Below are 23,867 nucleotides of genomic sequence, written 5' to 3'. Positions count from 1 at the left end.
GGTCAGGCCTTGTCGGCGCCCTTCGCCAGCATGGCGTCGATCTCGCCGCCCGGCGCAGCGCTCTTGAGGCCGGAAAAATCGCCCTCGCCCAGGATCTCGGCCATGCGGTCGCGAATCACCGTCTGGGCGGCCCGCGCCAGCGTCGAGCCGAGCGAGATCCGCCGCACGCCGAGCGCTGCGAAGTCGGCCACCCGGATGTCGCGCAAGGGGCCCGCGGCAAGCGCGTTGACCGGGGTGCGCACGGCGGCCACCACCTGCCGCAATTCGTCCACGCCCGGCGGAACCGGGACGTAGAGCAGGTCGGCACCGGCCGCCTCGAAGGCGCGGATCCGCCGCAGGGCCTCACCAAGATCATAGGCTCCGTTCATCACGCCGTCTGCCCGCGCGCAAAGGACGAAGGGCCGCCCGAGCGCCCTGGCCGCTGACGCAGCCGCCCTGATGCGCTCGACCGCCAGCTCGAAATCGTAGGCCGGGTGCCCCTCGACCATGCGGGTATCCTCGATGGAACAGCCGGAGAGCCCGGCCTCGGCCGCCAGGCGGATCGTTTCCGCGACACCGTCCGGGTCGTCATCGAACCCGTTTTCCAGGTCGCCGGAAACCGGCAGGGCCGTTGCCCCGACGATGGCCTGCGCGTGGGCCAGCATCTCGTCGCGCGTGACCCGGCCCATGTCCGGACGGCCGAGCGTGAAGGCATAGCCTGCCGACGTCGTGGCGAGCGCCCTGGCGCCGGCCGCCGCCATCATCCGCGCCGAACCGATATCCCAGGGATTCGGAATGACGAAACAGCCGGACTGGTGCAGGTCGAAAAACGCCTGGTGACGTGCGTCGAGGGTCATGCCGCCCCCCTTTTCTTGGCCAATAACGAATCCACGTGTCGGCGGATGCGCCGGGCTGCCTCCTCCAGCACGTCATCCGGCTGGCACAACGAGACGCGAACGTGACCTGCCGTCGATGGCCCGAAGGTCTCGCCGGGCATCAGCGCCAGGTTTTCCGATTCCAGCAGCCCCCACGCGAAGGCCTCGCCGTCGGCGCTGACCGCGCGGATGTCCGCCATCAGGTAGATGCCGCCCTCCGAGCCACGGATGAGAAGACCCGGGCAATCGTCCATGGCCGCCCGGAAAGCCGCCCTCCGGCGAGCATAGACCGCTGTGATCTCGGCCACCCCGTAGGCCTGGTCCAGTGCCTCCACCGCAGCATGGGAAACGAAGTCGTTGAGCCCGTAGGTCGAGACGAGATTGAGCCCCACCAGCGGGCCGATGACGCTTTCCGGTCCAGTCAGCCAGCCGACCCGCCATCCGGTCATGCCATGGCTCTTCGACATGGAATTGATGACCAGCGTGCGCTCCGCCATGTCCGGCAGGCTGCGCGGCGAGAGATGCGCCTGGTCCCCGGTATGGCTCCAGTAGACCTCGTCCGACAGGAGCCAGAGATCGTGACGCCGGCAGACATCGGCGATCCCGTTCAGGGTCTCGCGCGAGTAGATGGCGCCGGCGGGGTTGTTCGGCGTGTTGATGAGGATCGCCGTCGTCCGCTCCGTCACCGCCGCCTCGATGGCCTCCGCGCCGGGCTGGAAACCGTCTTCGGGTCGCGCGTGAACAAGGCTGAAGTCCGCGCCGGCCGCACGGAACGTTCCGGGATAGGTGGCATAATAGGGCGCGCAGACGACGGCATGGCTGCCCGGATCGCACACCGCCTGGACCGCGGCGTAAAGCGCGCCCTGTCCGCCGCCGGTGGCAAGGATGTTGTCCGGGCGCGTCGCAACCCCCGTCAGTTCCTCCGAGACCCGGGCCATGGCGCGCCGCAGGGCCGGAATGCCTTCAAGCTGGGTGTAATGGTGATAGCCTGCATGAAGCGCCCGGTCGCAGGCCGCGACGATCTCTGCCGGGGTGTCGAAATCGTGGTCGCCGGCGGTGACCATGAGGATGTCCTCGCCCGCCTGACGGCGCGCTAGCGCATGGAAATGCACCTCCCAGCCGGTCTTGCCGCCTTGCAGGATGGATGAAACGCGGTCGGAAAGATGCGGCATGGCTCTACCTCTGGTTTGGACACCAGTCTTACCACGGCTTGTCGCGACGACCGATCAAAACGCGTGAACCATGCGTCATTTGTGCTTATTGATCCGGGCCGCCGCAGCGCCATGTTTCGGACGAAGACAACGGGAAGCCTTCGCATGATAAGACCGGCCCTTCTAGCCCTTGCCGCAAGCCTGTTTCTCGCCCTGCCCGCCCCGGCGCTGGACCTGGCGACCTGGACCTCGACCCATTTCCGCGATAATCCGCTCAACGGAACGATCGTGGCGCGCAACGGCGAACCGGTCTCGTCACAGGCGCTCCTTGACGCGATTGCCGGCGCAGCCTTTGTCGCGGTCGGCGAAATTCACGACAACCCGGACCATCACCGTATCCAGGCCGACCTTCTGAAATCCCTGGTCGACGCGGGCCGGACGCCTGCCGTGGTGCTGGAAATGGTCCCCGCCAGTCTCCAGCCAGTGCTCGACAGGGCCGGCCGGATCGGCGCGGACAAGCTCGGAGACGCACTCGACTGGGAAAAACGCGGCTGGCCCTCCTGGGAGATCTACAGGCCGATTGCCAGCGTGGCGCTGGCCGCCGGTCTTCCGCTGGTCGCCGGCGACCTGGACCGCGATGTCATCCGCGCCATCGGCCGCAAGGGTGCCGCCGCGTTGCAGCCCGATGAGGTGCGGCGCATCGGCCTCGACCTGCCGTTTGCCGACGCTGCGTCGCAAAGCCTGAAGCAGGAACTGGTCGAAAGCCACTGCGGCATGATGCCGGAAGCCATGGCCGCGCCCATGGTCACCGTTCAGCGGGCCCGCGACGGGTCGCTCGCGGCCGCGATGGCCGCCCACGCGAAGACCGGTGCCTTTCTTGTTGCCGGCGCCGGGCACGTGCGCGACGACCGCGGCGCGCCGGCCGTCCTGAAGCAGCTGGTTCCGGGCGCAAGCATCGTCACCATCGGGCTGCGGCAGACCGGCGAGTCGACGGCCCTTGCCGACTATGCCGGCTCCGAACCCTACGACTTCGTCATCCTCACGCCGCGCGCGAACATCGACGATCCCTGCGCCGGTCTGAAAGAACGCTTTTCCGAAAAATCCGGCGGGAAGAAATGACCTGCGGCCGGTCCGCGATCAGGTCGGGATCGTGAATTCCTGGCTCTCGCGGAAGAGTTCGCTGCCGTCGAGCTTGGACACCTCGATCACCGCCTGGGTACGGCTGTAGACCGACAGCTTGCGCAGGATCTCGGAGACATGCGCCTTGACCGTGGTTTCGCCGACCTGCAGTTCATAGGCGATCTGCTTGTTCAGCAACCCCTGGCGCAACATCTGCAGCACGCGCAACTGCTGCGGCGTCAGCGTCGCCAGCCGCTTGACCAGTTCGGCCCGGTCCTGGCTTTCCTCGTTGGCCGGCCCGGCCTCGTAGGAGGACGGCACGTAGACGGCGCCATCCATCACCTCGCTGATGGCTGCCGCGAGATCGGCCTTGCGCACCGATTTCGGAATGAAGCCCGCCACGCCGTAGGACAGCGCCTCCCGGATGATCCGGTTGTCCTCGTGGCCGGAAACCACGACCACCGGCAGCCGCGGCCAGGCGGTCCGGATCTGCAGCAGTCCCTCGAACCCCTGCACGCCGGGAATGTTCAGGTCCAGCAGGGCCAGGTCGAACGACGAGGAATTGCCGAGGATCTCCTGCGCTTCCGCGATGGTGCGCGCCTCCAGCGCTTCCGCTTCCGGGTAAACGCTCTTCAGGGCGCTGTGCAGCGCCTCACGGAAAAGCGGATGGTCGTCGATGATCAGAAACCTTGCCATGCTTCAGCAGACCACACTTGCCTCTCGCCTGTCATTTGTACTTTCGAACACGCGAGAGGATCGCACGGCGCCCTGTCAGCCGGCAAGTCCGCCAAGCCGGACGACTTCCGCGATACGCTCGACATTGTCGCGCGCCAGCGATCCGTCGCGGTTCCACAGGCTGTTCTCGAAGCCGCATCGCGCGTTGCCGCACGCAGCCAGGGCCGCCAGCAGGCAATCGGTCTCGGCCTGGCCGAAGGCGCACAGCGCCCATTCGGCCGAGAGGCCGGTGCTCGCGAGCGCCGAGCGGAAAGGTTTCAGGTCGTCCGGGTTGCTCTGTTGGCCTTCCGTGTAGCGGCCGAGCACGAACAGCACCTGCAGGTCGTCGCGCGGGATCACCCCGGCCGACACCTGGCGCCCCAGCGCCACCACCTGGTCCGGCGCGTAGACGATGTGCTGCACGGCGATGCCCGCTTCGTTCGCCCAGTGATAGAAGCGTCGCGCCTGAACCACGTCGGCCGGGTCGGGGATCATTTCCGCGAGCGCGACGGAAACCATGTCCGGCATAACGGCACGGACCACCGCCCGCTGCTCCTCCGGCGAGTAGCGCCCCACCGCTTCCGTCGTGATCTGCACGGCCATGCCCGGCACGCGGATATCCATTTCGCCGACGAGTTCGCGGTAAAGCCCGGCATCCAGCACGTGACGCCCTTCTCCGTCGCGGACATGCGCGTGCAGGCCGCCTGCCCCGGCGGCGAAACAGGCCTCGGCAACGGCCACCGTCTCGGCCACGGTCACCGGCAGGGCGGGATGATCGGCCTTGGTCCGCCGCGCCCCGTTGGGTGCGACCATCAGGCGAGGCAGCGGCGTGACGCTCATCCAAGCACCTTCGAGACCGCGAGAGAAAGCTTGTCGACCACCTCGTCGACCTGCCCGTCATCGATGATGAAGGGCGGCGCCAGCAGCACGTGGTCGCCGTTGACGCCATCGATCGTGCCGCCCATCGGGTAGCAGATCAGGCCCGCTTCAAACGCCGCCTTCTTGAGGGCCTTGGCCACGCCGCGCTTCGGATCGAAGGGCTTTTTCGTCTCGCGGTCCTCGACGAATTCGACCCCGCGGAACAATCCGCGCCCGCGGATGTCGCCGACATGGGCATGCTGGCCGAAGACCTCGTTCAGGCGGGCATCGAGCTTTGCCCCCTTGTCGAGGACATTGTCCAGGAGACCGTCCCGGGTGATTCGCTTCAGCACGGCGCAGGCCGCCGCCGCCGCCAGCGGGTGGCCCATGTAGGTGTGCCCGTGCTGGAAGAATCCGCTGCCCGAGGCGATGGCCTCGTAGATCGCCGCGCTGCACAGCATGGCGCCGATCGGCTGGTAGCCCGCGCCAAGCCCCTTGGCGATGGTGACGATGTCCGGGCTGACGCCCTCCTGCTCGCAGGCGAACAGCGTGCCCGTTCGGCCCATGCCGCACATCACCTCGTCGAGGATCAGCAGCACGCCATGGGCGTCGCAGATCTCGCGGATGCGCTTGAAATAGCCCTCCACCGGCGGCACCGCTCCGGCCGTGGCTCCCACCACCGGTTCGGCGATGAAGGCCATCACGTTTTCCGGGCCCAGGCGCTGGATTTCCGTCTCCAGTTCGTTAGCTACGCGCTGTCCGTAGTCGAACGCGCTCTCTCCGGCCTGTCGTCCGCGGTATTCGTAAACCGGGCTGATGTGCGAGGTCTCCGCCAGCAGCGGCGCGAATTGCGCCCGCCGCCATTCGTTGCCGCCGGCAGCCAGCGCGCCCAGCGTGTTGCCGTGGTAGCTCTGCCGCCGCGCGATGATGCGGCTGCGCTTCGGCTCGCCCTTTTCTAGGAAATACTGGCGCGCGAGCTTGATCGCCGCCTCCACCGCTTCCGATCCGCCCGAAACCAGGTACACGCGGTCGATGCCCGCCGGCGCATGCGCGATCAGCAGGTCTGCCAGGTCGCCGGCCGGCGCGGAGGAAAAGAAACCCGTGTGGGCAAAGGCGATCCGGTCCAGCTGGCCCTTGATCGCCTCGGCGACCGTCGCGTCGGAATGGCCCAGGCAGGACACCGCCGCCCCGCCCGATCCGTCGAAATAGCGCTTGCCGGTACTGTCGATGATGTAGCAGCCGTCGCCGCCGACCGCGACGGGAATATCACCGCCAGTGCTGCGTCCGAAGAGATGGGCCTGGCCCATGGTCTGTCATCCTGCGTCACGCACAACGAACACCGATTGCCGGGCGTGACGCACGACCCGGGCGGCATTGGGGCCAAGCAGGTAGTCCTTCAGTTCCGGACGATGCGAGGCCATGACGATGAGATCGCATTGCAGCGTGTCGGCCGCTTTCATGATCTCGTCATAGATCGTGCCATGCGCGACATGCCCCTTGGCGGACAGCCCCTCGAGGCCGCATTCGTCCATGAAGGCTTTCAGCGACGTCCGCGCCGTCTCCAGCACCTGCTTTTCGTAATCCTTCGGAAAACCCGCGCCGACGATGGCATAGCCGAAAGACGGCACTACCGTCATGACATGGATTTCCGCGCCGTAGCGTTTCGCCATGTCGGCCGCCACGTCGATGCTGCGCCGCGCGACGTCCCTGTCGCCGAGATCGACGGGTACGAGAATGGTCTTGTACATCGATAGTCCTCCCTCAGAAGGCCGGAACGGTCTGGCGGCGGCGCTGGAACAGCACCACGACGGCGAGAAGCAGCAGTGCCGGGATGTAGAACACTTCCTTCGGCATCCGCTCCGCGTCCAGCTCGACCTTGGCGATCTCGACCGGCTGGTCTCCGTAGAAGTCGAACCCCTGCATCCGGGTGAAGAACGGCGTTCCCGGCATCGGCTCCTCGAGGATGGCCTTGCCGTCCTCGGTGCGCACCATCAGGCCGGCCTGGTTCAGCCGCGCCTCGCCATCGCCCGGCTGCCCGAGGCTCGCCATGATGGTCAGTTCCGAGATCTGGTCCGGCTTGTCGAAGTCGGGCCCGCGAACCACCATGCGCAACTGGCTGTTCGCCGGTTCCTTGCCGGCCAGTTCGACAACCTGCACGCCCGGCCGCTCATCGAACGGCGCCTGCACGTAGTCGAGCCAGAACCCCGGCCGGAAGAGCGTGAAGGCGACCACCAGGAGCGCGACCGATTCCCAGATGCGCGACCGCGCGAGGAAATAGCCCTGCGTAGCGGCCGCGAACAGCATCATGGCGATTACCGCGACGATGAAGATGAAGACCGCCTTGGCCAGCGTCACGTCGATCAGCAGCAGTTCCGTGTTGAAGATGAACAGGAACGGCAGCAGCGCGGTGCGGATGTCGTAGGCGAAGCCCTGGATACCGGTGCGGATCGGGTCGCCGCCCGATATGGCCGCGGCCGCGAAGGCGGCCAGCCCCACCGGTGGGGTGTCGTCGGCCAGGATGCCGAAGTAGAACACGAAGAGATGCACCGCGACCAGCGGCACGATCAGCCCTTGCGCGGCACCGACAGAGACGATCACCGGCGCCATCAGCGACGACACGACGATGTAGTTGGCCGTCGTCGGCAATCCCATCCCGAGGACGAGGCTCATTACCGCCACCAGCAGCAGCATGGCGATCAGCGAACCGCCCGAAAGGAACTCGACAAACTCGCCCACAACCTGGTGCAGGCCGGTCAGCGACACGGTGCCGACGATGACACCGGCCGCGCCGGTGGCGACACCAATGCCGATCATGTTGCGAGCACCCGCGATCATGCCGTCGACGAAATCGGCCCAGCCCTCGCCGAATCCCTGCGCCATGCCGCCCTCGCCGCGCAGCACCCGCTTGAGCGGCTTCTGGGTCAGCACGATGAAGATCATCGCCACCGTCGCCCAGTAGGCCGACGTCGCCGGCGACAGACCCTCGATCAGGATGCTCCAGATCAGGATGACGATCGGCAGGATGAAATGGAACCCGGTGATCGCCACGTCCCATGGCCGGGGCAGAACCTCCATCGGCGCGTTGGGATCGTCCATTTCGAGGTCCGGGTGCTGGGCGGCGAAGTAGACCAGGCCGACATACCCCGCCAGGAAAAGGAGCATCGCCGTGAAGAAGGTCATGTCCGGGAACGCGACCTTGATCCAGCCGAGACCGTAGTAGACGGCGATCGCCACCACCGCCATGGCGATGAAACCGAAAAGCACGCCGGCCAGCCTCTGCGCGATGGTACCGACCGCGCTCGGCTTCTCCAGCCCCTTCAGGCCCATCTTCAGGGCTTCCAGGTGAACGATGTAGACCAGCGCGATGTAGGAAATGATGGCCGGCAGGAAGGCGTGCTTGATCAGCACCGGGTAGGCCACGCCGGTGAACTCGGAAATGAGGAAGGCCGCCGCGCCCATCACCGGCGGCGTCAGCTGCCCGTTGGTCGAGGATGCCACCTCCACTGCGCCGGCCTTTTCGGGCTTGAAGCCCGTGCGCTTCATCAGCGGAATGGTGAACGTGCCGGTCGTCACCACGTTGGCGATGGACGATCCGGAATAGAGGCCCGACAGCGCCGAGGCAACGACGGCCGCCTTGGCCGGGCCGCCGCGCAGGTGGCCGAGCAGGGCGAATGCGAGCTTGATGAAATAGTTGCCGGCGCCGGCCTTCTCCAGCAGCGATCCGAACAGGACGAAGAGAAAGATCATCGAGGCCGAGACGCTGAGCGCCACGCCGAACACGCCCTCCGTCTGCATCCAGAAGTGCCACATCGCCTTGCCGAAGGAGGCGCCCTTCCACTGGATCGCCTCGGGCATGAACTCGAGGTGGCCGAAGAAGACGTAGAACACGAAGACCGAGGCGACGATCACCAGCGGCAGGCCAAGCGCGCGGAACACCGCGATGGCCAGCGAGATCATGCCGATGGCCGAGATCACCAGGTCGGCCGTGGTCGGCAGGCCGGCCCGGTCGGCGATATCCTGTTTGAACCACAACAGGTAGAGACAGGAGGCCGCGCCGAGGATCGCCAGGCCCCAGTCGTAGAGCGGCACGCGGTCGCGCGGGCTCGACTTGAACAGCGGGTAGGCCAGCATGGACAGCGCAAGCGCGAAGGCCAGGTGCACCTGGCGCGCCTCCTGGCTGTTGAAGACCAGGTTCATCCCGGTCATCGTGGTCAGCGAGTAGGGGATTCCCGAGGCGATGTAGATCTGGAACAGGGACCAGGTGAAACACAGCGCCAGGATGAACTTGCCCGCCCATCCGGCCGCGTTGCGTGCGCCGCTCTCCACTTCCGCGACCATCATGTCGACATCGACATCCGGCCTTTTCTGTTCCGACGACCCGGTCATCAGCGCGTCCCTCGCTTGTTCCCTCGTTGTGCCGCCTATGTCGTGGGCGGCCGCCTGTCTGTCGTTGCAGGCGACGGGCACGGCCCGATACACGGCGGGCCGGGCAGCACTGCCACCCGGCCCGCAAGGTCAGACCCGCCTGGGCTCCATGCCCGCCGGGTCATCAACCCGTTGATGCCGGCGGACTTACATCCAGCCGCGCTCCTTGTAGTACTTCACCGCACCGTCGTGCAGCGGAGCGGAGAGACCGTCCTTGATCATCTCCTCTTCCTTCAGGTTGGCGAAGGCGGGATGCAGCTTCTTGAAGTCATCGAAGTTGTCGAACACGGCCTTGACCACCGTGTAGACCACGTCGTCCGAAACGGCGGCGGAGGTAATGAAGGTCGCGCCGACGCCGAAGGTCTTCACGTCCTCGTCGGTCCCGCGATAGGTCCCGCCCGGGATGACCGCTGTCCGGTAGTAGGGGTTGTCACCGACCAGCTTGTCGATCGGCTCGCCTTCCACCGAAACCAGTCCGACGTCGCAGGTCGTCGCCGCTTCGGTGATGGCCGCGGCCGGATGGCCGATCGTGTAGATCATCGCGTCGATCTTGCCGTCACAGAGCGCCTGCGCCATTTCGGAGCCCTTGAGCTCGGCGGCAAGCGCGAAATCGCTCATCGACATGCCGAAGGCATTCATGACCACTTCCATGGTCGCGCGCTGGCCCGATCCCGGATTGCCGACGTTGACCTTCTTGCCCTTCAGGTCCGCGAAGCCCTTGATGCCGGTATCCTTGCGGACGACCAGGGTGAACGGCTCGGGATGGACGGAGAACACCGCGCGCTCTTCCTTCCACGGACCCTGCTCCTCGAACTTCGAGGTGCCGTTGTAGGCATGGTACTGCCAGTCGGACTGGGCCACGCCGAATTCCAGTTCGCCGGCACGCACGGTGTTGATGTTGTAGACGGAACCGCCGGTCGACTCGACCGAGCAGCGGATGCCGTGTTCCTTGCGGTTCTTGTTGACCAGGCGGCAGATCGCACCGCCCGTCGGATAGTAGACGCCGGTCACGCCGCCGGTACCGATCGAGATGAACTGCTGATCGGCGGCAAATGCCGTGGCCGAAAAAACCATTCCTGTCGCGAAGATCACGGCGCCAGCTACGGTCTTCTTCATCCTGCTTCTCCCTTGTTATCTGAACTGTCGATCATCGGTTGAAGGTTTATTGGGCATGCGGAAAAGCCAATCGTCAACCCTTTGGTAAAATTTCAGCAAACGACGTCATTCGAGCCTCGACGTGAGTCCGATCGCCGTGACAGACGCTGTCCGGCGGTCGTATTGGCTTGGCTTCAGGCACGAAAAAGCCGGGAGACACACGATCTCCCGGCTTCCGGCAGGCTGCACGTCCAGATGGAAAACTGTGGATTATTCCGGCTGGCCGATGGTCAGGTTCACGGGGGCCAGTCCGTCGATCGTTCCGGCGATCGCCTGTCCCGCCGTCACCGGGCCGACACCGGCCGGCGTTCCGGTGTAGATCAGGTCGCCCGGCTGCAGGTGGTAGTAGCCCGACAGGTGCGAGACGAGCTCGTCGACTTTCCAGATCAGGTCATCCAGCGTCGCGTCCTGCTTGACCTCTCCATCGACCGTCAGCCGGATGGCCTGCGGTCCGATCGCACCGAACGCGGCGGCCCTGGTGATCTCCGCGATGGCGGCCGATTGCTCCACGTCCTTGCCGAGATCCCACGGCCGCTGCTTGGCGCGCGCGGCCAGTTGCAGGTCGCGCCGTGTCATGTCGAGCCCGCAGGCATAGCCGTAGACCGCCTCAGCCGCCTCTTCGCGTGAGGCCTTGAAAACCGGCGCGCCGATCGCCACGACGAATTCCATCTCGTAATGGAAATTCTCCGTGCCGGGCGGATAGGGGATCGTTGCCCCGCTGAGCACGATCGCGCTCGGTGATTTGGTGAAATAGAACGGCGCCTCGCGATCGACCTCGACGCCCATTTCCGCCGCGTGGGCGGCATAATTGCGCCCGACGCAGAAAATGCGATGGACCGGGTAGCCTGCCGTCTCGCCTTTGACCGGCACGACCGGGCTGGCGGGAACGGAGAAAAGAAGGGTTGCGTCTGTGCTCACCGGGCACGCTCCTCGTAATAGCCAAGTTTTTCCTGCAGCGGACGGTCGTGAACCCGGATCAGGAAGGATTCCTCCGCCGCCTCGTGCGTGATCGCGGCGAAGACGGGCGCCGAGAACGTGTCCTTCGGTCCCCACTCGAAGGTTTCGCCGTTGATCGTCGTCTTTCCCCGTCCCTTGACCACGTGAAAGGCGCAGGAGGCCGACCGCAGCGGCGGCGCTTCGCTGGCGCCGGCCGGCAGCATCATCGCCGTGAAGCCCATCGTCGGCAGCACGTCCGCACCGGTCTCGGGGTTGACGTAATCCAGTTCCGCCGTCGCATCGCCACCATAGGCCGCCACCTGGCGCAGAGCCGCCTCGGTGCGTGTCCACGGATATCGCATCATCGGGTAGCGCCGCACACCGGCGCCGGGCTTGCGCGCCGGTGCCAGGCCGGAGGCAAGATATTCCACCTGGCTGGCATCCGGCCGGTTGCGCTGCGCCTGCAGCGGCCCTTCGGTCGCGTAGGACCCTTCCAGGTAGTAGAACACCGGCAGGTCGAGCGCATCGAGCCAGACCACCGGCTCGGTCCCCTCGTGACCGTGATCGTGCCATTCGCCGCCTGGCGTCAGGACGAGATCGCCCTCTTCCATCGGCAGTTTCTCGCCATCGACGACGGTGAACCCGCCCTTGCCCTCGACGATCACCCGCACCGCGCTGGGCGTATGCACGTGGGCCGGCGCCGTCTCGCCGGGCAGCAGCAGTTGCATGCCGAGATAGATCGAGGCCGTCGCCTGCATGGCGCCGACGCCGCGGCCCGGATCGGAAAGCACCAGCACGCGCCGCTCCGCCTTTTCCACCGGCGTCAGTTCGCCTGCCCGCATCAGCAGCGGCCGCAGCTTGCCGTAATTCCAGTAACCGGGCCGGGTCACCGGGTTCGGCGCGCCATGCGGCAACACGTTGCGCATCATCGGCCACAGCGGCGCGACGCCCGCCGCGGCCATGTCGTCGCGATAATCCTGCGGCAGTTCTTCAAGCGTACCGAGTTGCTGGCTCATGACGCTTCCTTCCTCCCGAATTCCGTTTGGCCCGCCGCAAGCGGCCGGCCCGACCATAATAGGTCGTACTCTTACTAATTTAATCCGCATCCGCGTCCGGCGTCAATCGCGTTACCGCGTGACGTGGATGGCGCGCTCGACTTCGAAGGCCTGCGGGTCGGCCGCATAGGCGGCAATGCCGTCCAGCGCCGGGGTGCCGCCCGGCATCAGGTAGAGCGGGATTTCGGCCATGATGCCGGAGAACGGCGGCTTGTCCTCGAAGGCCTGCCGGAATGCCGGCCCCCGCACCAGGTCGATCAGGTGAGCCGTCATGCCGCCGGCGAGATAGACGCCGCCATGCGCCAGCGTCAGCAGCGCCAGGTCGCCGCAGAACCGGGCGAGGATGGTCGTGAACAGCGTCACCGCTTCGACGGCAAGCGCTTCGCCCGAATGGGCCCTCTCGGTCACCTGCGCCGCGCTGACGGCCTCCTCGCGGTCGGGGTGCCGGTCCAGACGCCGAAGGCCACGGTAGAGGTTTTCCAGGCCCTGCCCCGAAACGGCCATTTCCACTTCCAGCCGGCAGCCGCGCATTTCCAGGTGCGGCCAGAGTGCGAATTCCCGTTCCGTGCGCGGCCCGAGATCGAGATGCCCGCCCTCGCCCGGGATCACGATCCACTTGCCGCAGGCGCGGATCAGTTGCGCCACGCCGAGCCCCGTCCCCGGCCCGACCACGACCCGGGGAGCCGCCTCCTCGCGCGGATGGCCGCCGATCTGCTGCATCGTGTCGAGCGGCAGGCTGGCGCAGGCAAGCCCCTGTGCCATGAAGTCGTTCATCACGTGGACCTGCGACAGCCCGAGCGCCGCCTTCACCGCTGCCGGATCGATCACCCAGGGCGCGTTGGTCAGGTGGAAGGGAGGTTCGTCCACAGGGCAGGCGACGGCGATCACCAGCGTCTGCGCGGCACGGATCACGTCGGCCGGGTAGGCCGCCGTCAGCGCCTCGATGATCGAGGGATAGGCGGCATTCTTCAGCGTCAGTGTCTCGCCCAGCGCGGCCCCGTCCGGACCGATGAGACGAAACCGGGAATTCGTGCCGCCGACATCACCGGCGATCACCGGAAAAGACATGGTCACGGTCGCGTTTCCTCCCTTCGCGCAGAACTGTCACGGTATGGAAAGAAACCCGGTCCGTGTCCAGCCTTTGCCCGCGCCCGCCCGGCCGTACAAGCAATGGCGGGAAGAGTCAGGCGGCCGGTTCGAGCCCAAGCAGCGCGTTCATCCCGGGACGGTTTCGCACCAGGTCGGCGACCGTGTAGCCGGCCAGCACCTCGAAGAAGGCGTTCAGCGCCTTGCGCAGCGCTGCGTTGAGGGCGCAGGCGTCGATGAGCGGGCAGTCTGCCGCATCGTTCTCGAAACACTCGGCCATGACGAAGTTCTCCTCCGTCACCCGCACGACATCGAGCAGCGTGATCTCGCCGGCCGCCCGGGCGAGCTTCACGCCGCCATTGCGCCCGCGCACCGTCACCATCAGACCGGCATCGACCAGCGGATGCAGGATCTTGAACAGGAAGAGTTCCGACACGCCATAGGCCTTGGCGATTTCCGGAACACGGCTCAGGTCCTTCGGATTGGCCGCGCAATACATCATCATTCGCATGGCATAGTTCGTCTGGCGCGTCAGCCGCATGTCGTCATCCTCGAACGGGCCCGCCGGCGGGGCACTCTGGAACGTTTCCAAACTAGACTATTTGACTCTTCTTTCAACCCTTCCTATCGCTTTGGCAACACTGCGACGTCTGGCCCTTGACCCCTTTCGTGATGCGGTGACGGAGACGGCGGCTCCCGGGATTACCCGGGCGCCGATCCCTTCGGCACGCGTTCGGGACGGCTGGACCACTTGCCTGGAGGGAAGAACCTTGAAACTGCCGACCCGGAACTGCCTCGTCCCCGCCCTTGCCGCCGTGCTGCTGGCGACATCAACGCCCGCCGCCATGGCCGCAGATGCCGACACTGTCGTCAGCACCTATGCCGACCTCGCCCTGGCCGGCTACGAGGACGCGCTGGCGACGGCTCGCAACCTCGACGACGCTGCCCGGGCGCTCATTGCCGACCCGTCGCCCGAGACCTTCGGCGCCGCCCGCGATGCCTGGCGGGCAGCCCGCCCGCCCTACCAGCAGACCGAGGCGTTCCGTTTCGGCAACCCGGTCGTTGACGCATGGGAAGGCCGCGTGAACGCCTGGCCGCTGGACGAGGGACTGATTGATTACGTCGCCCCGTCCTACGGCACCGAGAGCGACCGCAATTCGCTCTACACCGCCAATGTCATCGCCAGTTCGACCATCGTCATCAACGGCAGGACGACCGACGTGTCCGCCATCACCCCGGCGTTGCTGAGCGGAACCCTGCAGGAAGCAGGCGACATCGAGGCCAATGTCGCCACCGGATACCATGCCATCGAGTTCCTGCTCTGGGGCCAGGACCTGAACGGCAGCGGGCCGGGAGCCGGCGACCGCCCGTGGACCGACTATGCCGGCGGCAAGGCCTGCACCCACGGCCATTGCGACCGGCGCGGCGAATACCTCGCCGCGGCCACGGCGCTGCTCGTCTCCGATCTGGAAGAGATGGTCGCCAACTGGAAAGCCGGCGGCGCGGCGCGCGAAGCCCTCGACGGCAAGAGCGGCCTGGCCGCCATCCTCACCGGCATGGGATCGCTCTCCTACGGCGAACTCGCCGGCGAGCGTATGAAACTCGGCCTGCTGCTGCACGATCCGGAGGAGGAGCACGATTGCTTCTCCGACAATACCGACAAGTCGCACCTCTACGACGCGATCGGCATCCGCAATGTCTATCTCGGACGCTATGAACGCGTGGATGGTTCGGTTGTCGAGGGTCCCTCCATCTCCGGCGTCGTGGCCGCGAAAGACCCGGAGCTCGACGCAGAGTTGCGCGGCAAGCTCGACGCGACGGTCGCGGCCATGCGCGCGATGGCGGACCGTGCGGAGTCCGGCGAAGCCTACGACCAGATGATCGCCGAGGGCAATGACGAAGGAAATGCAACCGTTCAGGCCGCCATCGACGCACTGATCGACCAGACCCGGTCCATCGAGCGGGTCATCGCCGCTCTCGGTCTCGACGGCGTCAGGCTGGAAGGCTCCGACAGCCTCGACAGTCCGAACGCGGTTTTCCAGTGACGGTCGGACCATGCTGACACCACGCATGAGAGCCCTTCCGGTCCTGCGAGAGCGCCGCCGCCACACCATGGCGGCGGCAACCGTCTTCCTGGCAAGCCTTGCCGGTCCGGCAGGCGCGGAACCGCCCGCCGACGGTTTCCGCTTCCCGCCGGCGCGGAGTGATCTGTCCGCAAGCGACAGCCGGCGGGTGGAGGCAGTGACCCGGCCCGCCACCGATTTTTCCAGGGCAGAACGGTTCGAGACCATGTCCGGTGGCGCGGCCACCTCGACGAAGCTCGTCAATCACGATGCCTTCTCCCATCCCTCGGCCAACCTGACGTTCAGGGAGGAAGAGACCTTCAAGCTCGGCAATGCCCTGTTCCGCAAGCTCTGGGTCTCCTCTCCCTCCTCCACCCAGGCCTCCGATGGCCTCGGCCCCCTGTTCAATGCCCGCGCCTGCCAGACCTGCCACCTGAAGGACGGCCGCGGCCATCCGCCCGAAGGCAGCAGCGATGCCACGTCCATGTTCCTTCGCCTCGCCCGCGGCCCCGTAAGCGCGCAGGAGCGCGCCGAACTGGAGAATTTCGTCGCTCCCAACATGCCCGACCCGGTCTATGGCGGGCAGTTGCAGGACCAGGCGGTTCCCGGCCTGAAGGCCGAGGGGCGGATGGTCATCGACTACGCTGAAAAACCGGTGACCCTGGGGGACGGAACCGTCGTCACCCTGCGCCATCCCCGCTACGCCGTCGCCGATCTCGCCTATGGCCCGCTGGCGCCGGGAACCACCCTCTCGCCCCGCGTCGCCAACCCGATGATCGGCATGGGCCTGATCCAGGCCATCCACCCGGCCGACATTGCCGCCGGAGCCGATCCGAAGGACGCTGACGGCGATGGCATCTCCGGCCGCGTGGCCCTGGCACGCGGCACGACGCGGGACGCCCCCGTGCTCGGCCGTTTCGGCTGGAAGGCGCAGAATGCCTCGGTTCGCGAACAGAGCGCCGAGGCCTTCGCCGGCGACATCGGCATTTCCACGCCGGACGTGCGGCGAAGCCACGGCGATTGCACGGAGGCCGAAGCTGCCTGCCTGGGCATGCCGACCGGGGTGCAGGACCGGCTCGGCGATACCGAGGCGCCGGACCCGGTGCTCGATCTCGTCACCTTCTATTCCGAGAACCTCGCCGTTCCGGCCCGCCGCGATGTCGACAGCCCGCAGGTGCTTCGCGGCAAGCAGCTGTTCTATGACAGCGGCTGCACCGCATGCCACCGGCCGAAATTCGTCACCCGCCGCGATGCCGCCAACAAGGCACAGGCCTTCCAGCTGATCTGGCCCTATTCCGATTTCCTGCTGCACGACATGGGCGACGGCCTCGCCGATGGCCAGCCGGTCGGGGTCGCCACGGGCAGGGAGTGGCGCACGCCGCCGCTTTGGGGCATCGGCCTGACAGAAGTGGTCAGCGGCCATACTTTCTTTCTGCATGACGGACGGGCCCGCAGCCTGTCCGAGGCCATCCTCTGGCACGGGGGAGAAGCCGAGGCATCCCGCGACCGTTTCGCCGCCATGGACAAGGCCGATCGCAACGCCCTCATCACGTTCCTGGAGTCTCTTTGATGCGCTTGACAACCCACGTGCTCGCCCTTGTGACGGCCACAGCGCTGCTCGCCCTGCCGGCCTGTGCGGCCAGCACGGCCGACAAGGCAGCCGTGGTCCGGGCGGCCATCGAGAACCATATCCGCCCGGCCTACACGGCATTCCGGGACGCCACCGGGACGCTGGAGACCGCCATGACGGCACTCTGCAAGGCCCCTGGTGAGCCGCCGCTCCAGGCGGCGCGCGATGCCTTTGCCGGAACCGTCGAAGCGTGGAGCTTCATCGAGTTCGTCCAGTTCGGCCCGGTGCGCGAGGACAACCGGCTCGAGAAGATCCTTTTCTATCCGGACCGCCGCGGCATCGGCCTGCGCCAGATCCAGGGCCTGCTGGCGAAACCCGCTCCCGGCGCGCTGGATGGAGGCGCCATGGCGCAGAAGAGCGCCGCGCTGCAGGGCCTGCCCGCGCTGGAATTCGTGTTGTTCGGGTCCGGCGCCAGCGACCTGGCGGGCGAGCCCGCTGGAGACTGGCGCTGCCGGGTCGGCGCGGCGATCGCCGCCAACCTGCACCGCATGGCCGGCGATCTCGTCGCCGGCTGGGCCGCCGGAAGCGAGACCGTGCGCCTGCTCACCCATCCAGGCGACGGCAATCCGCTCTATGCCAGCCAGGACGAGGCCGTCGCCGCCATCCTGAAGGTCATGCCAAACGGCTACGAACTGATCGCCGAGACGCGCATTGCGCCGTTCCTTGGCGAGACGCCGGCGGACGCCCGCCCCAAGGCCGCCATCTGGTGGCGGTCCGGCCTCACCGCCGCGGCCCTGCGCCAGGATTTCCTGGGGCTGGAAGCACTGGCTGGGAACAGCGATGCGCTCCGCCACCTCGACTACGAGGAGCGCTACGCGGTGCGCAATCTCGACTTCGAAACGCAGTCGGCCGTCGGTTTTCTCGACAAGCTCGACCGCCCGGCGCACGAGGCTGCCGCGACGCGCCAGGGCCATGACCTGCTGGTCCTCGCCGAGCAGGGCGCGAGCCACCTCAACAAGCTGGCCAAGACCGGCATTCTCGGCGGCTACGGGCTTGCTGCCGGGTTCTCATCGCTGGATGGAGACTGATCGTGAACGGCCATGTCATCGACCGCAGGGCTTTCCTCGCCGGTGCGGGATACGCCTTCCTGTCCGCTCTGGCGCCACGCGGCGCTGAAGCCGCGATGACCGGCGATGCGCTGATCGCCTCCGCCTGCCGCTTCGCCGACGGGGCCTACGGCGCGGTCCTGCTGAACGAACGGGGCGAAACTGTCACGCGGGTCGACCTGCCCGCGCGCGGCCATGACGTTGCCGTCCATCCCGATGGCGGGCTCTTCGTCGCCTTCGCCCGCCGGCCGGGCAATTTCGCCCTTGCCTTTCACCCCGCGGGCGGGGTGGAGCCGGTTGCCTTCCACGCGCCGGAAGGGCGGCACTTCTTCGGCCACGGCGCCTTCTCCCGCAACGGACGCCTGCTCTATGCCACCGAGAACGACTACGAGACGGCCAGCGGCGTTGTCGGTGTCTATGATGCGGGCAGCCGCTTCCGCCGCATCGGCGAGTTCGACAGCCACGGCACCGGCCCGCACGAAATCCTGCTGCTGCCGGACGGCAGGACGCTTGCTGTCTGCAACGGCGGCATCGAGACCCATCCCGATTTCGGCCGCGCCAAGCTGAACATCGATCGCATGAAACCTTCGCTCGTCTTCATCGATGCGGCGACCGGCCGGCTGATCGAGCGCCATGAACCGCCGGCCGCCCTGCACCAGCTGTCGATCCGCCACATGGCGGCCGCACCCGACGGCCGGGTGCTGTTCGGCTGCCAGTACGAGGGGCCGGCCACCGACCTGCCGCCGCTGTGGGGAACCGCCGCGCCGGGCGAGACGATGCGGCTCTTCGAGCGCCCCGCAGGCGAAGTCGCCGCCTTTCGCAACTATGTCGGCTCGGTCGCGCTCTCCGCCGATGGCAGCACGCTCGCCCTGTCCTCGCCGCGTGGCAATCTGGTCGCCTGGGCATCGCCCGCCGATGGCCGCATCCTGAAAAGCGAAACGCTGCACGATGGCTGCGGCATAGCCTTTCTCGACGCCGGCCTGGTTTCCTCGTCGGGCGACGGCACCTTTCACCGCGGGTCGCTCGACCGCACCTGCGGCTTTGCCTTTGACAACCACCTGGCCGTGGCTGCGCCGCGGACCGGCTGACCCGCCGCTGTGGCGTCGTCAGGCGACCTTTCGCCCGCCGGTCTCCGCGCCCGCCTGCTCGGCCATGCGTTGGACCGCGGCGAAATCCACCTTGCCGCTTCCCAGGATGGGAAGCCTGTGAACGTTCATCACGGCCGCGGGGAGCATCAGGTCCGGTGCCCCCATGCGCCGCGCGAAGGCCATGAACGCGTCCCGGTCGGCGTCCGGCGCCTCGGTCAGCAGGATAAGCCGTTCACCCTTGCGCGGATCCTTGACGGCCGCGACAGCGCTGGCATGGCTCCGCCAGACTTCCGCGGCAATCGCCTCGACGGCCGCCAGCGAGACCATCTCGCCACCGATCTTGGCAAAGCGCTTGGCACGCCCCCGGATGACGATGAAGCCGTCGGCGTCCACGGTGACGATATCGCCTGTGTCGTGCCAGCCGTCAGCCGGCGCTTCCAGCACGCCGGGATTCTCGGCTCGCAGGTAGCCCGCCATCACGTTCGGCCCGCGGACGCAAAGCCGTCCGCCATCCTCGACACCGGGAACCGGCTGAAGCTTCCACTCCATGCCGGGCATGATCTTGCCCACCGTGCCGAGCCGGTTGAACATCGGCGTGTTGAGCGAGATGACCGGGGCCGTTTCCGTCACGCCGTAGCCCTCCAGCAGGCGCAGGCCGAAACGTTCCGACCAAAGCTGGCGTGTCGCCGCTTTCACCGGCTCGGCGCCGGCGAAGACATAGCGCACCGAGCGGAAGTCGTAGGGATGCGCCATGCGGGCATACCCGGCAAGGAAGGTGTCCGTGCCGAAGAGGATCGTGGCATTGGTCGCGTAGACCAGTTCCGGCACGATCCGGTAGTGCAGCGGCGAGGGATAGAAATAGACCGGCACGCCAGCCGTCAGCGGCAGCAGCGCCCCCGCCGTCAGGCCGAAGGAATGGAACATCGGCAGCGCGTTGAACACCTTGTCGCGCACGGTGAAATCGATCCGGCTGGCCGCCTGCATCGTGTTGGCCAGGATGTTGCGATGGGTCAGCACCACGCCCTTCGGCGTCCCCTCCGAACCGGAGGTGAACAGGATCACCGCCGGGTCGTCGGCCCGGCTTTTCGCGACCGTTCGCTCGCGCTCCATCCACCCGCGCAGCTTGCCGCCGGTGCCGATCCCCTGGCGGACGTCCTCCATCCAGATGAAACGGACATCCGCCGCAAGCCCGACGGCGATCTCGCCGAGCTTGGCCTGGTCGACGAAGGCGCGTGAGCACAGCACGGTCCTGACCTCTGCTGCCTTGCAGGCCGCGCGAAGCGACGCCAGGCCGGCGGAGAAATTGAGCATGGCCGGCACCTTGCCGGCGCTCATCAGGCCCAGCACCGTGGCGATCGTCCCGTTGGCATTGGGCAGCATGACGCCGATGGTCCGCTCCTCCGGGAAGCGCCCGGCGAAGTCGGCGCCCAGCGCGGCGGCCGCCGTCAGCAGCCGGCCGTAGGTCAGCGTACCGGTCAGCGGATCTTCCGTCGCCACCGCGCCCATGCCACGTTCGTGCGCGGTCCGGATCAGCCGCTCCGGGACCGTCTCCTCGGTCAGGCTGGTGCGGAAGACGAGATCCGTCATGATGGCGTAAAGCGCTGCACCCGCTGCCTCGCGCCGCTTCCGGCCGCGCAGGGCCGGATCGACCGACAGCCGGACCGGCTCCAGGATCGTCACCTTGACCTTCGGGAACAGGCGCTTGCGGATGAACAGAGGCGTCAGGCGCGAGAACGGGCTCTGTTCCAGCCCCCGGATGCGGATCGGCACCACCATCGACCCGGTCTTGTCGGCCACTATGGCCGCACCGTCGTAGACCTTCATCAGGCTCCCCGTCACGGTGATGCGTCCTTCCGGGAAGATGACCAGCGGATTGCCCTCTCGGACGGCCCGGATCAGCGAACGGGTCGCCATGGGCCGCGTCGGGTCGAGCGGCATCGCCCGGGTCAGCTTGAGGAACGGACGAACCCACAACGCCCGGGCAATCTTGTAGTCGATCGCGAAAACCGGCTCCTCGTCTGTCAGCGTCAGGGCCAGCGGGCCGTCCAGGAAGCTGACATGGTTGAGCGCCAGCACCGGCGCGGGCCCCGCCTTGGCAATGTTCTCCAGGCCTTCGACTTCCAGCCGGTGAAAGGCACGGAACAGGATCGACACGAAATCGCGGAAACCGCTGGTCGGCAGGAATTGCAACATCAAGAATGCGGCCGCCGCGTTCGCGATCGCGAGCAGCGCCATCACCGCGGCGATGGAGACGCCGGCGGCCTGCGCCGCGGCGATGGCCGCGCCGCCCACCGTCATGAAGCCGGCCGACAGCACGTTGGCGGCAGCGATCACCCGCGCCCGCCGGCTCTCAGGCGCCCAGGCCTGCAGGGCCGCGAAGGTCGGGACCGCCACGAAGGCCCCGGCAATGGCAAGCAGGGCCAGGTCGATGGCGATGCGGACAGTGCCCGGCTGCGCGAAGAACGCCGGCAGCGTGTCCGCGGCGCCCGTGGCTTCAAGCCCCCAGGTCAGGCGAACCAGGTCGAGCGAAATGACAGTCATCAGCGCCGTGCCGAGCGGTGCCGGCAGAAGGATGATGCGCCCGGCGCTCATCCAGGCAGCCATGGCCGACCCGGTGCCGATGGCAACGGCGAAGACGGCGAGATAGGCGGTGACCGCGATCTCGCTGCCGCCCAGCCCTTGCTTGACCAGGGGCGGCAGCACCGACAGCACGATCGCGCCGGCGAACCAGAACCAGGCATTGAACAGGCCGGCCCGCCAGAGACGGGGCGTGCCGCGCAATTCGCGCACCAGCCGCCAGGTCGAGCGCAGGAAATTGCGGTCGACGGCCAGGTCCGGCGCGGCGGCACCCGTGGCCGGGATCAACCGGCTGGCACCGTAGCAGGCGAGCGCCAGGCCGATCATCATCGGTGCGAAGACCGTCACTGAAACGCCACCGCTCGCGGCAACGAGTCCGGCAACGATCGTGCCGCCGAGAATGGCCGCGAACGTCGCGCCTTCCACCCAGGCATTGGCCCGCGGCAGTTCGCGCTGTTCCAGGTGATCGGGAAGGATGCCGTACTTGACCGGGCCGAACAGCGCGGACACAACGCCGAACAGGAACAGCGCCCCCAGCAGGACCGGGATGGAACCGAGCGCGAGACCCGATACCGCGACCACGGCGGCCCCGACTTCGGCCAGTTTCAGCCGGCGGGCGACCAGCGCCTTGTCGAAACGGTCGGCCAGTTCGCCGCCCAGGGCCGACAGCAGCAGGAACGGGGCAATGAAGATCGCGCCAGCCGCCGTGATCAGCGAAGCGGCCTCCGCCTCGCCAAGTTTGAACAGGATCAGAAAGACCAGCGTGTTCTTGAGAAAATTGTCGTTGAATGCGGACAGGAATTGCGTCCAGAACAACGGCGCGAAGCGCCGCGACGCCATCAGATGGTTCGACATGTATTACCCCCCCCCCCGGCTAAACCTTTCCCGCTTATACAGGAAAGACTTTAACCGGAGGTTGCAATTCCGTTGCAAACGCGATCGGTCCACGACCGGTCGCGCCGCCCGCCGCAGTCAGACGGCGACTTGCCAGGCGTCGTAGCCGTAGACCCAGTCGGCATTGCCGCCCTTCTTGAGCCATTCGTTGCCGCGCGAGGCGATCTGGATTTTCGCCGTGCGCTCCTTGCGCGCCGCCTCGTAGCGCTGCAAGGCCTCGGGAACACCGGCCGGACCGGTCGTTTCCAGCGCCCGCGCCAGCACGATGGCATCCTCGATGGCCTGGCAGGCCCCCTGCGCCATGAAGGGGGTCATCGGGTGCGCCGCGTCGCCGAGCAGGGTCACGCGTCCTGTCGACCATTGCGGCAGCGGGTCGCGCACGTGCAGGGCCGATTTCGTCACGCTCTCGCAGGCCGCCAGCAGGCGGCGGGCCTCCGGGTTGAAATCGGCATAGGCCTCCCGCAATTCCTCGATGTCGCCCGGCGTCGTCCAGCTTTCCTCCCGCCAGTCGTCCTGCGGCGTGGTGGCGAAGACGAAGATTTCCTGCCCTGCCGTCAGCGGGAACGTCACGATCTGGCGGGTCGGTTCCGGCCCCCACCACTTGGTGAAGGCGTCGAGATTGGGCAGGTCGGCCGCCTTTTCCCGCGGGAAGGTCGCGCGCCAGGAGACGAGCCCGGTGAATTGCGGATTTTCCGGACCGAAGACCGCGCCGCGAACGGCGGAGTGGATTCCGTCAGCACCGATCACCACGTCGAAGGTGGCCGTATCGCCATTGTCGAAGGTGAGCGTGACGCCATCTGCGGCCTCCTCGACGGAAACCGCCTTGCAGCCCATGCGGAAGCGGCTGGAATCGATCTTCTCTTCCAGCGCGCTGAGCAGGTCGGCACGGTGGATGGTCAGCTGCGGCGCGCCGTATTTCTCCTCCGCCATATCGCTCATCTCCAGCCGCGAGGTTTCCTCGCCCGTGTCCCACGTCCGGCTGATGCGGTGCGTCGGCCGCGCGGCCGTGGCCCGCAACCGGTCCCCGATGCCGAGACGGTCGAGCACGTGAACGGCATTGGGCGTCAGGTTGATGTCGGCACCGACTCGGCCGAAGACGCGCGCTTGCTCGAAGATGGTCACGTCATGGCCCATGTCGATTAGCGCGATCGCCGCCGTCAGACCGCCCATCCCGGCGCCGACGATACCGATTGAGAGCTTGCTTCCCATGGCTTTT

Annotated in this window: 19 protein-coding genes; 5 read left to right on the top strand and 14 right to left on the bottom strand. The window is 67.1% G+C overall.

Annotated elements, in window-relative coordinates:
* Positions 1-2: 2 nt before the first annotated feature.
* Together CSC94_RS13980 and CSC94_RS13975 are read right to left on the bottom strand one after the other, a co-directional pair.
* Positions 3-836, bottom strand: coding sequence for an isocitrate lyase/PEP mutase family protein (locus CSC94_RS13980; RefSeq protein WP_099306973.1), 834 nt, complete (start codon positions 834-836; stop codon positions 3-5).
* A complete protein-coding gene (locus tag CSC94_RS13975) occupies positions 833-2,026 on the bottom strand; it encodes a pyridoxal phosphate-dependent aminotransferase (protein WP_099306972.1) in 1,194 nt (397 codons plus the stop codon). The genes CSC94_RS13980 and CSC94_RS13975 overlap by 4 nt, the downstream gene beginning before the upstream one ends.
* 144 nt (positions 2,027-2,170) lie before the next feature.
* On the opposite strand from CSC94_RS13975, the gene CSC94_RS13970 reads away from it, so the two are divergent.
* Positions 2,171-3,124, top strand: a complete 954-nt coding sequence (locus tag CSC94_RS13970) for a ChaN family lipoprotein (RefSeq protein ID WP_165784436.1) — start codon at positions 2,171-2,173, stop codon at positions 3,122-3,124.
* A gap of 18 nt (positions 3,125-3,142) precedes the next feature.
* On the opposite strand, the gene CSC94_RS13965 is transcribed toward CSC94_RS13970, so the two are convergent.
* The 10 genes from CSC94_RS13965 to rirA all read right to left on the bottom strand — a co-directional run bounded on the left by CSC94_RS13965 (position 3,143) and on the right by rirA (position 13,894).
* Positions 3,143-3,820: a response regulator gene (locus CSC94_RS13965; protein ID WP_099306970.1), complete on the bottom strand. Its 678-nt coding sequence runs from the start codon at positions 3,818-3,820 to the stop codon at positions 3,143-3,145.
* Positions 3,821-3,895: 75 nt separating this feature from the next.
* The gene (locus CSC94_RS13960) at positions 3,896-4,678 is read right to left on the bottom strand and encodes a beta-keto acid cleavage family enzyme (RefSeq protein WP_099306969.1); all 783 of its coding nucleotides are present in this window, start codon (positions 4,676-4,678) and stop codon (positions 3,896-3,898) included.
* Positions 4,675-6,003, bottom strand: a complete 1,329-nt coding sequence (locus CSC94_RS13955; protein WP_099306968.1) for an aspartate aminotransferase family protein — start codon at positions 6,001-6,003, stop codon at positions 4,675-4,677. Before CSC94_RS13955 ends, CSC94_RS13960 begins: the two co-directional genes overlap by 4 nt.
* A gap of 6 nt (positions 6,004-6,009) precedes the next feature.
* Positions 6,010-6,444 carry a universal stress protein gene (locus CSC94_RS13950; protein ID WP_099306967.1) on the bottom strand — a complete coding sequence of 145 codons (435 nt, stop codon included), beginning with the start codon at positions 6,442-6,444 and terminating at the stop codon, positions 6,010-6,012.
* A 13-nt stretch (positions 6,445-6,457) separates the two neighbouring features.
* The gene (locus CSC94_RS13945) at positions 6,458-9,082 is read right to left on the bottom strand and encodes a TRAP transporter permease (RefSeq protein WP_099306966.1); all 2,625 of its coding nucleotides are present in this window, start codon (positions 9,080-9,082) and stop codon (positions 6,458-6,460) included.
* 186 nt (positions 9,083-9,268) lie between these two features.
* A complete protein-coding gene (locus CSC94_RS13940; protein WP_099306965.1) occupies positions 9,269-10,237 on the bottom strand; it encodes a TAXI family TRAP transporter solute-binding subunit in 969 nt (322 codons plus the stop codon).
* A gap of 249 nt (positions 10,238-10,486) precedes the next feature.
* Positions 10,487-11,194 carry a fumarylacetoacetate hydrolase family protein gene (locus tag CSC94_RS13935; RefSeq protein ID WP_099306964.1) on the bottom strand — a complete coding sequence of 236 codons (708 nt, stop codon included), beginning with the start codon at positions 11,192-11,194 and terminating at the stop codon, positions 10,487-10,489.
* Positions 11,191-12,228, bottom strand: coding sequence for a cupin domain-containing protein (locus tag CSC94_RS13930; RefSeq protein ID WP_099306963.1), 1,038 nt, complete (start codon positions 12,226-12,228; stop codon positions 11,191-11,193). The genes CSC94_RS13935 and CSC94_RS13930 overlap by 4 nt, the downstream gene beginning before the upstream one ends.
* 111 nt (positions 12,229-12,339) lie before the next feature.
* The gene (locus CSC94_RS13925) at positions 12,340-13,335 is read right to left on the bottom strand and encodes a glucokinase (RefSeq protein WP_099306962.1); all 996 of its coding nucleotides are present in this window, start codon (positions 13,333-13,335) and stop codon (positions 12,340-12,342) included.
* 115 nt (positions 13,336-13,450) lie between these two features.
* Positions 13,451-13,894 carry an iron-responsive transcriptional regulator RirA gene (rirA, locus tag CSC94_RS13920; protein WP_099307082.1) on the bottom strand — a complete coding sequence of 148 codons (444 nt, stop codon included), beginning with the start codon at positions 13,892-13,894 and terminating at the stop codon, positions 13,451-13,453.
* 229 nt (positions 13,895-14,123) lie between these two features.
* Here rirA and CSC94_RS13915 point away from each other — a divergent pair, with 229 nt between their 5' ends.
* The 4 genes from CSC94_RS13915 to CSC94_RS13900 are packed head-to-tail and all read left to right on the top strand — an operon-like array spanning position 14,124 to position 19,180.
* Entirely contained in the window at positions 14,124-15,398 is a 1,275-nt protein-coding gene (locus CSC94_RS13915) for an imelysin family protein (RefSeq protein WP_425356521.1), read from the top strand.
* A 25-nt stretch (positions 15,399-15,423) separates the two neighbouring features.
* Complete coding sequence (locus CSC94_RS13910) at positions 15,424-16,986, top strand: di-heme oxidoreductase family protein (RefSeq protein WP_245408350.1); 1,563 nt, start codon at positions 15,424-15,426, stop codon at positions 16,984-16,986.
* Complete coding sequence (locus tag CSC94_RS13905; protein ID WP_099306960.1) at positions 16,986-18,074, top strand: imelysin family protein; 1,089 nt, start codon at positions 16,986-16,988, stop codon at positions 18,072-18,074. Before CSC94_RS13910 ends, CSC94_RS13905 begins: the two co-directional genes overlap by 1 nt.
* Positions 18,075-18,076: 2 nt before the next feature.
* Positions 18,077-19,180 (top strand): DUF1513 domain-containing protein, encoded by a 1,104-nt coding sequence (locus tag CSC94_RS13900; protein ID WP_245408349.1) that lies wholly within the window; start codon positions 18,077-18,079, stop codon positions 19,178-19,180.
* Between the two features lie 18 nt (positions 19,181-19,198).
* Here CSC94_RS13900 and CSC94_RS13895 read toward each other — a convergent pair whose 3' ends face one another.
* Both CSC94_RS13895 and CSC94_RS13890 read right to left on the bottom strand, forming a co-directional pair.
* Entirely contained in the window at positions 19,199-22,612 is a 3,414-nt protein-coding gene (locus tag CSC94_RS13895; RefSeq protein WP_099306959.1) for an acyl-[ACP]--phospholipid O-acyltransferase, read from the bottom strand.
* Positions 22,613-22,729: 117 nt separating this feature from the next.
* Positions 22,730-23,860: an FAD-dependent monooxygenase gene (locus tag CSC94_RS13890; protein WP_099306958.1), complete on the bottom strand. Its 1,131-nt coding sequence runs from the start codon at positions 23,858-23,860 to the stop codon at positions 22,730-22,732.
* Positions 23,861-23,867: the final 7 nt, after the last annotated feature.

Source organism: Zhengella mangrovi (genome assembly GCF_002727065.1).
GTDB lineage: Bacteria > Pseudomonadota > Alphaproteobacteria > Rhizobiales > Rhizobiaceae > Zhengella > Zhengella mangrovi.
This window is presented reverse-complemented; position numbering and strand designations above follow the sequence as displayed.

Coding starts and splice junctions, on each gene's coding strand:
- rirA (WP_099307082.1), bottom strand. CDS start 13,894: ATGCGGCTGACGCGCCAGACGAACTATGCCATGCGAATGATGATGTAT.
- CSC94_RS13895 (WP_099306959.1), bottom strand. CDS start 22,612: ATGTCGAACCATCTGATGGCGTCGCGGCGCTTCGCGCCGTTGTTCTGG.
- CSC94_RS13960 (WP_099306969.1), bottom strand. CDS start 4,678: ATGAGCGTCACGCCGCTGCCTCGCCTGATGGTCGCACCCAACGGGGCG.
- CSC94_RS13975 (WP_099306972.1), bottom strand. CDS start 2,026: ATGCCGCATCTTTCCGACCGCGTTTCATCCATCCTGCAAGGCGGCAAG.
- CSC94_RS13910 (WP_245408350.1), top strand. CDS start 15,424: ATGAGAGCCCTTCCGGTCCTGCGAGAGCGCCGCCGCCACACCATGGCG.
- CSC94_RS13965 (WP_099306970.1), bottom strand. CDS start 3,820: ATGGCAAGGTTTCTGATCATCGACGACCATCCGCTTTTCCGTGAGGCG.
- CSC94_RS13945 (WP_099306966.1), bottom strand. CDS start 9,082: ATGACCGGGTCGTCGGAACAGAAAAGGCCGGATGTCGATGTCGACATG.
- CSC94_RS13930 (WP_099306963.1), bottom strand. CDS start 12,228: ATGAGCCAGCAACTCGGTACGCTTGAAGAACTGCCGCAGGATTATCGC.
- CSC94_RS13905 (WP_099306960.1), top strand. CDS start 16,986: ATGCGCTTGACAACCCACGTGCTCGCCCTTGTGACGGCCACAGCGCTG.
- CSC94_RS13890 (WP_099306958.1), bottom strand. CDS start 23,860: ATGGGAAGCAAGCTCTCAATCGGTATCGTCGGCGCCGGGATGGGCGGT.
- CSC94_RS13925 (WP_099306962.1), bottom strand. CDS start 13,335: ATGTCTTTTCCGGTGATCGCCGGTGATGTCGGCGGCACGAATTCCCGG.
- CSC94_RS13980 (WP_099306973.1), bottom strand. CDS start 836: ATGACCCTCGACGCACGTCACCAGGCGTTTTTCGACCTGCACCAGTCC.
- CSC94_RS13950 (WP_099306967.1), bottom strand. CDS start 6,444: ATGTACAAGACCATTCTCGTACCCGTCGATCTCGGCGACAGGGACGTC.
- CSC94_RS13970 (WP_165784436.1), top strand. CDS start 2,171: ATGATAAGACCGGCCCTTCTAGCCCTTGCCGCAAGCCTGTTTCTCGCC.
- CSC94_RS13955 (WP_099306968.1), bottom strand. CDS start 6,003: ATGGGCCAGGCCCATCTCTTCGGACGCAGCACTGGCGGTGATATTCCC.
- CSC94_RS13940 (WP_099306965.1), bottom strand. CDS start 10,237: ATGAAGAAGACCGTAGCTGGCGCCGTGATCTTCGCGACAGGAATGGTT.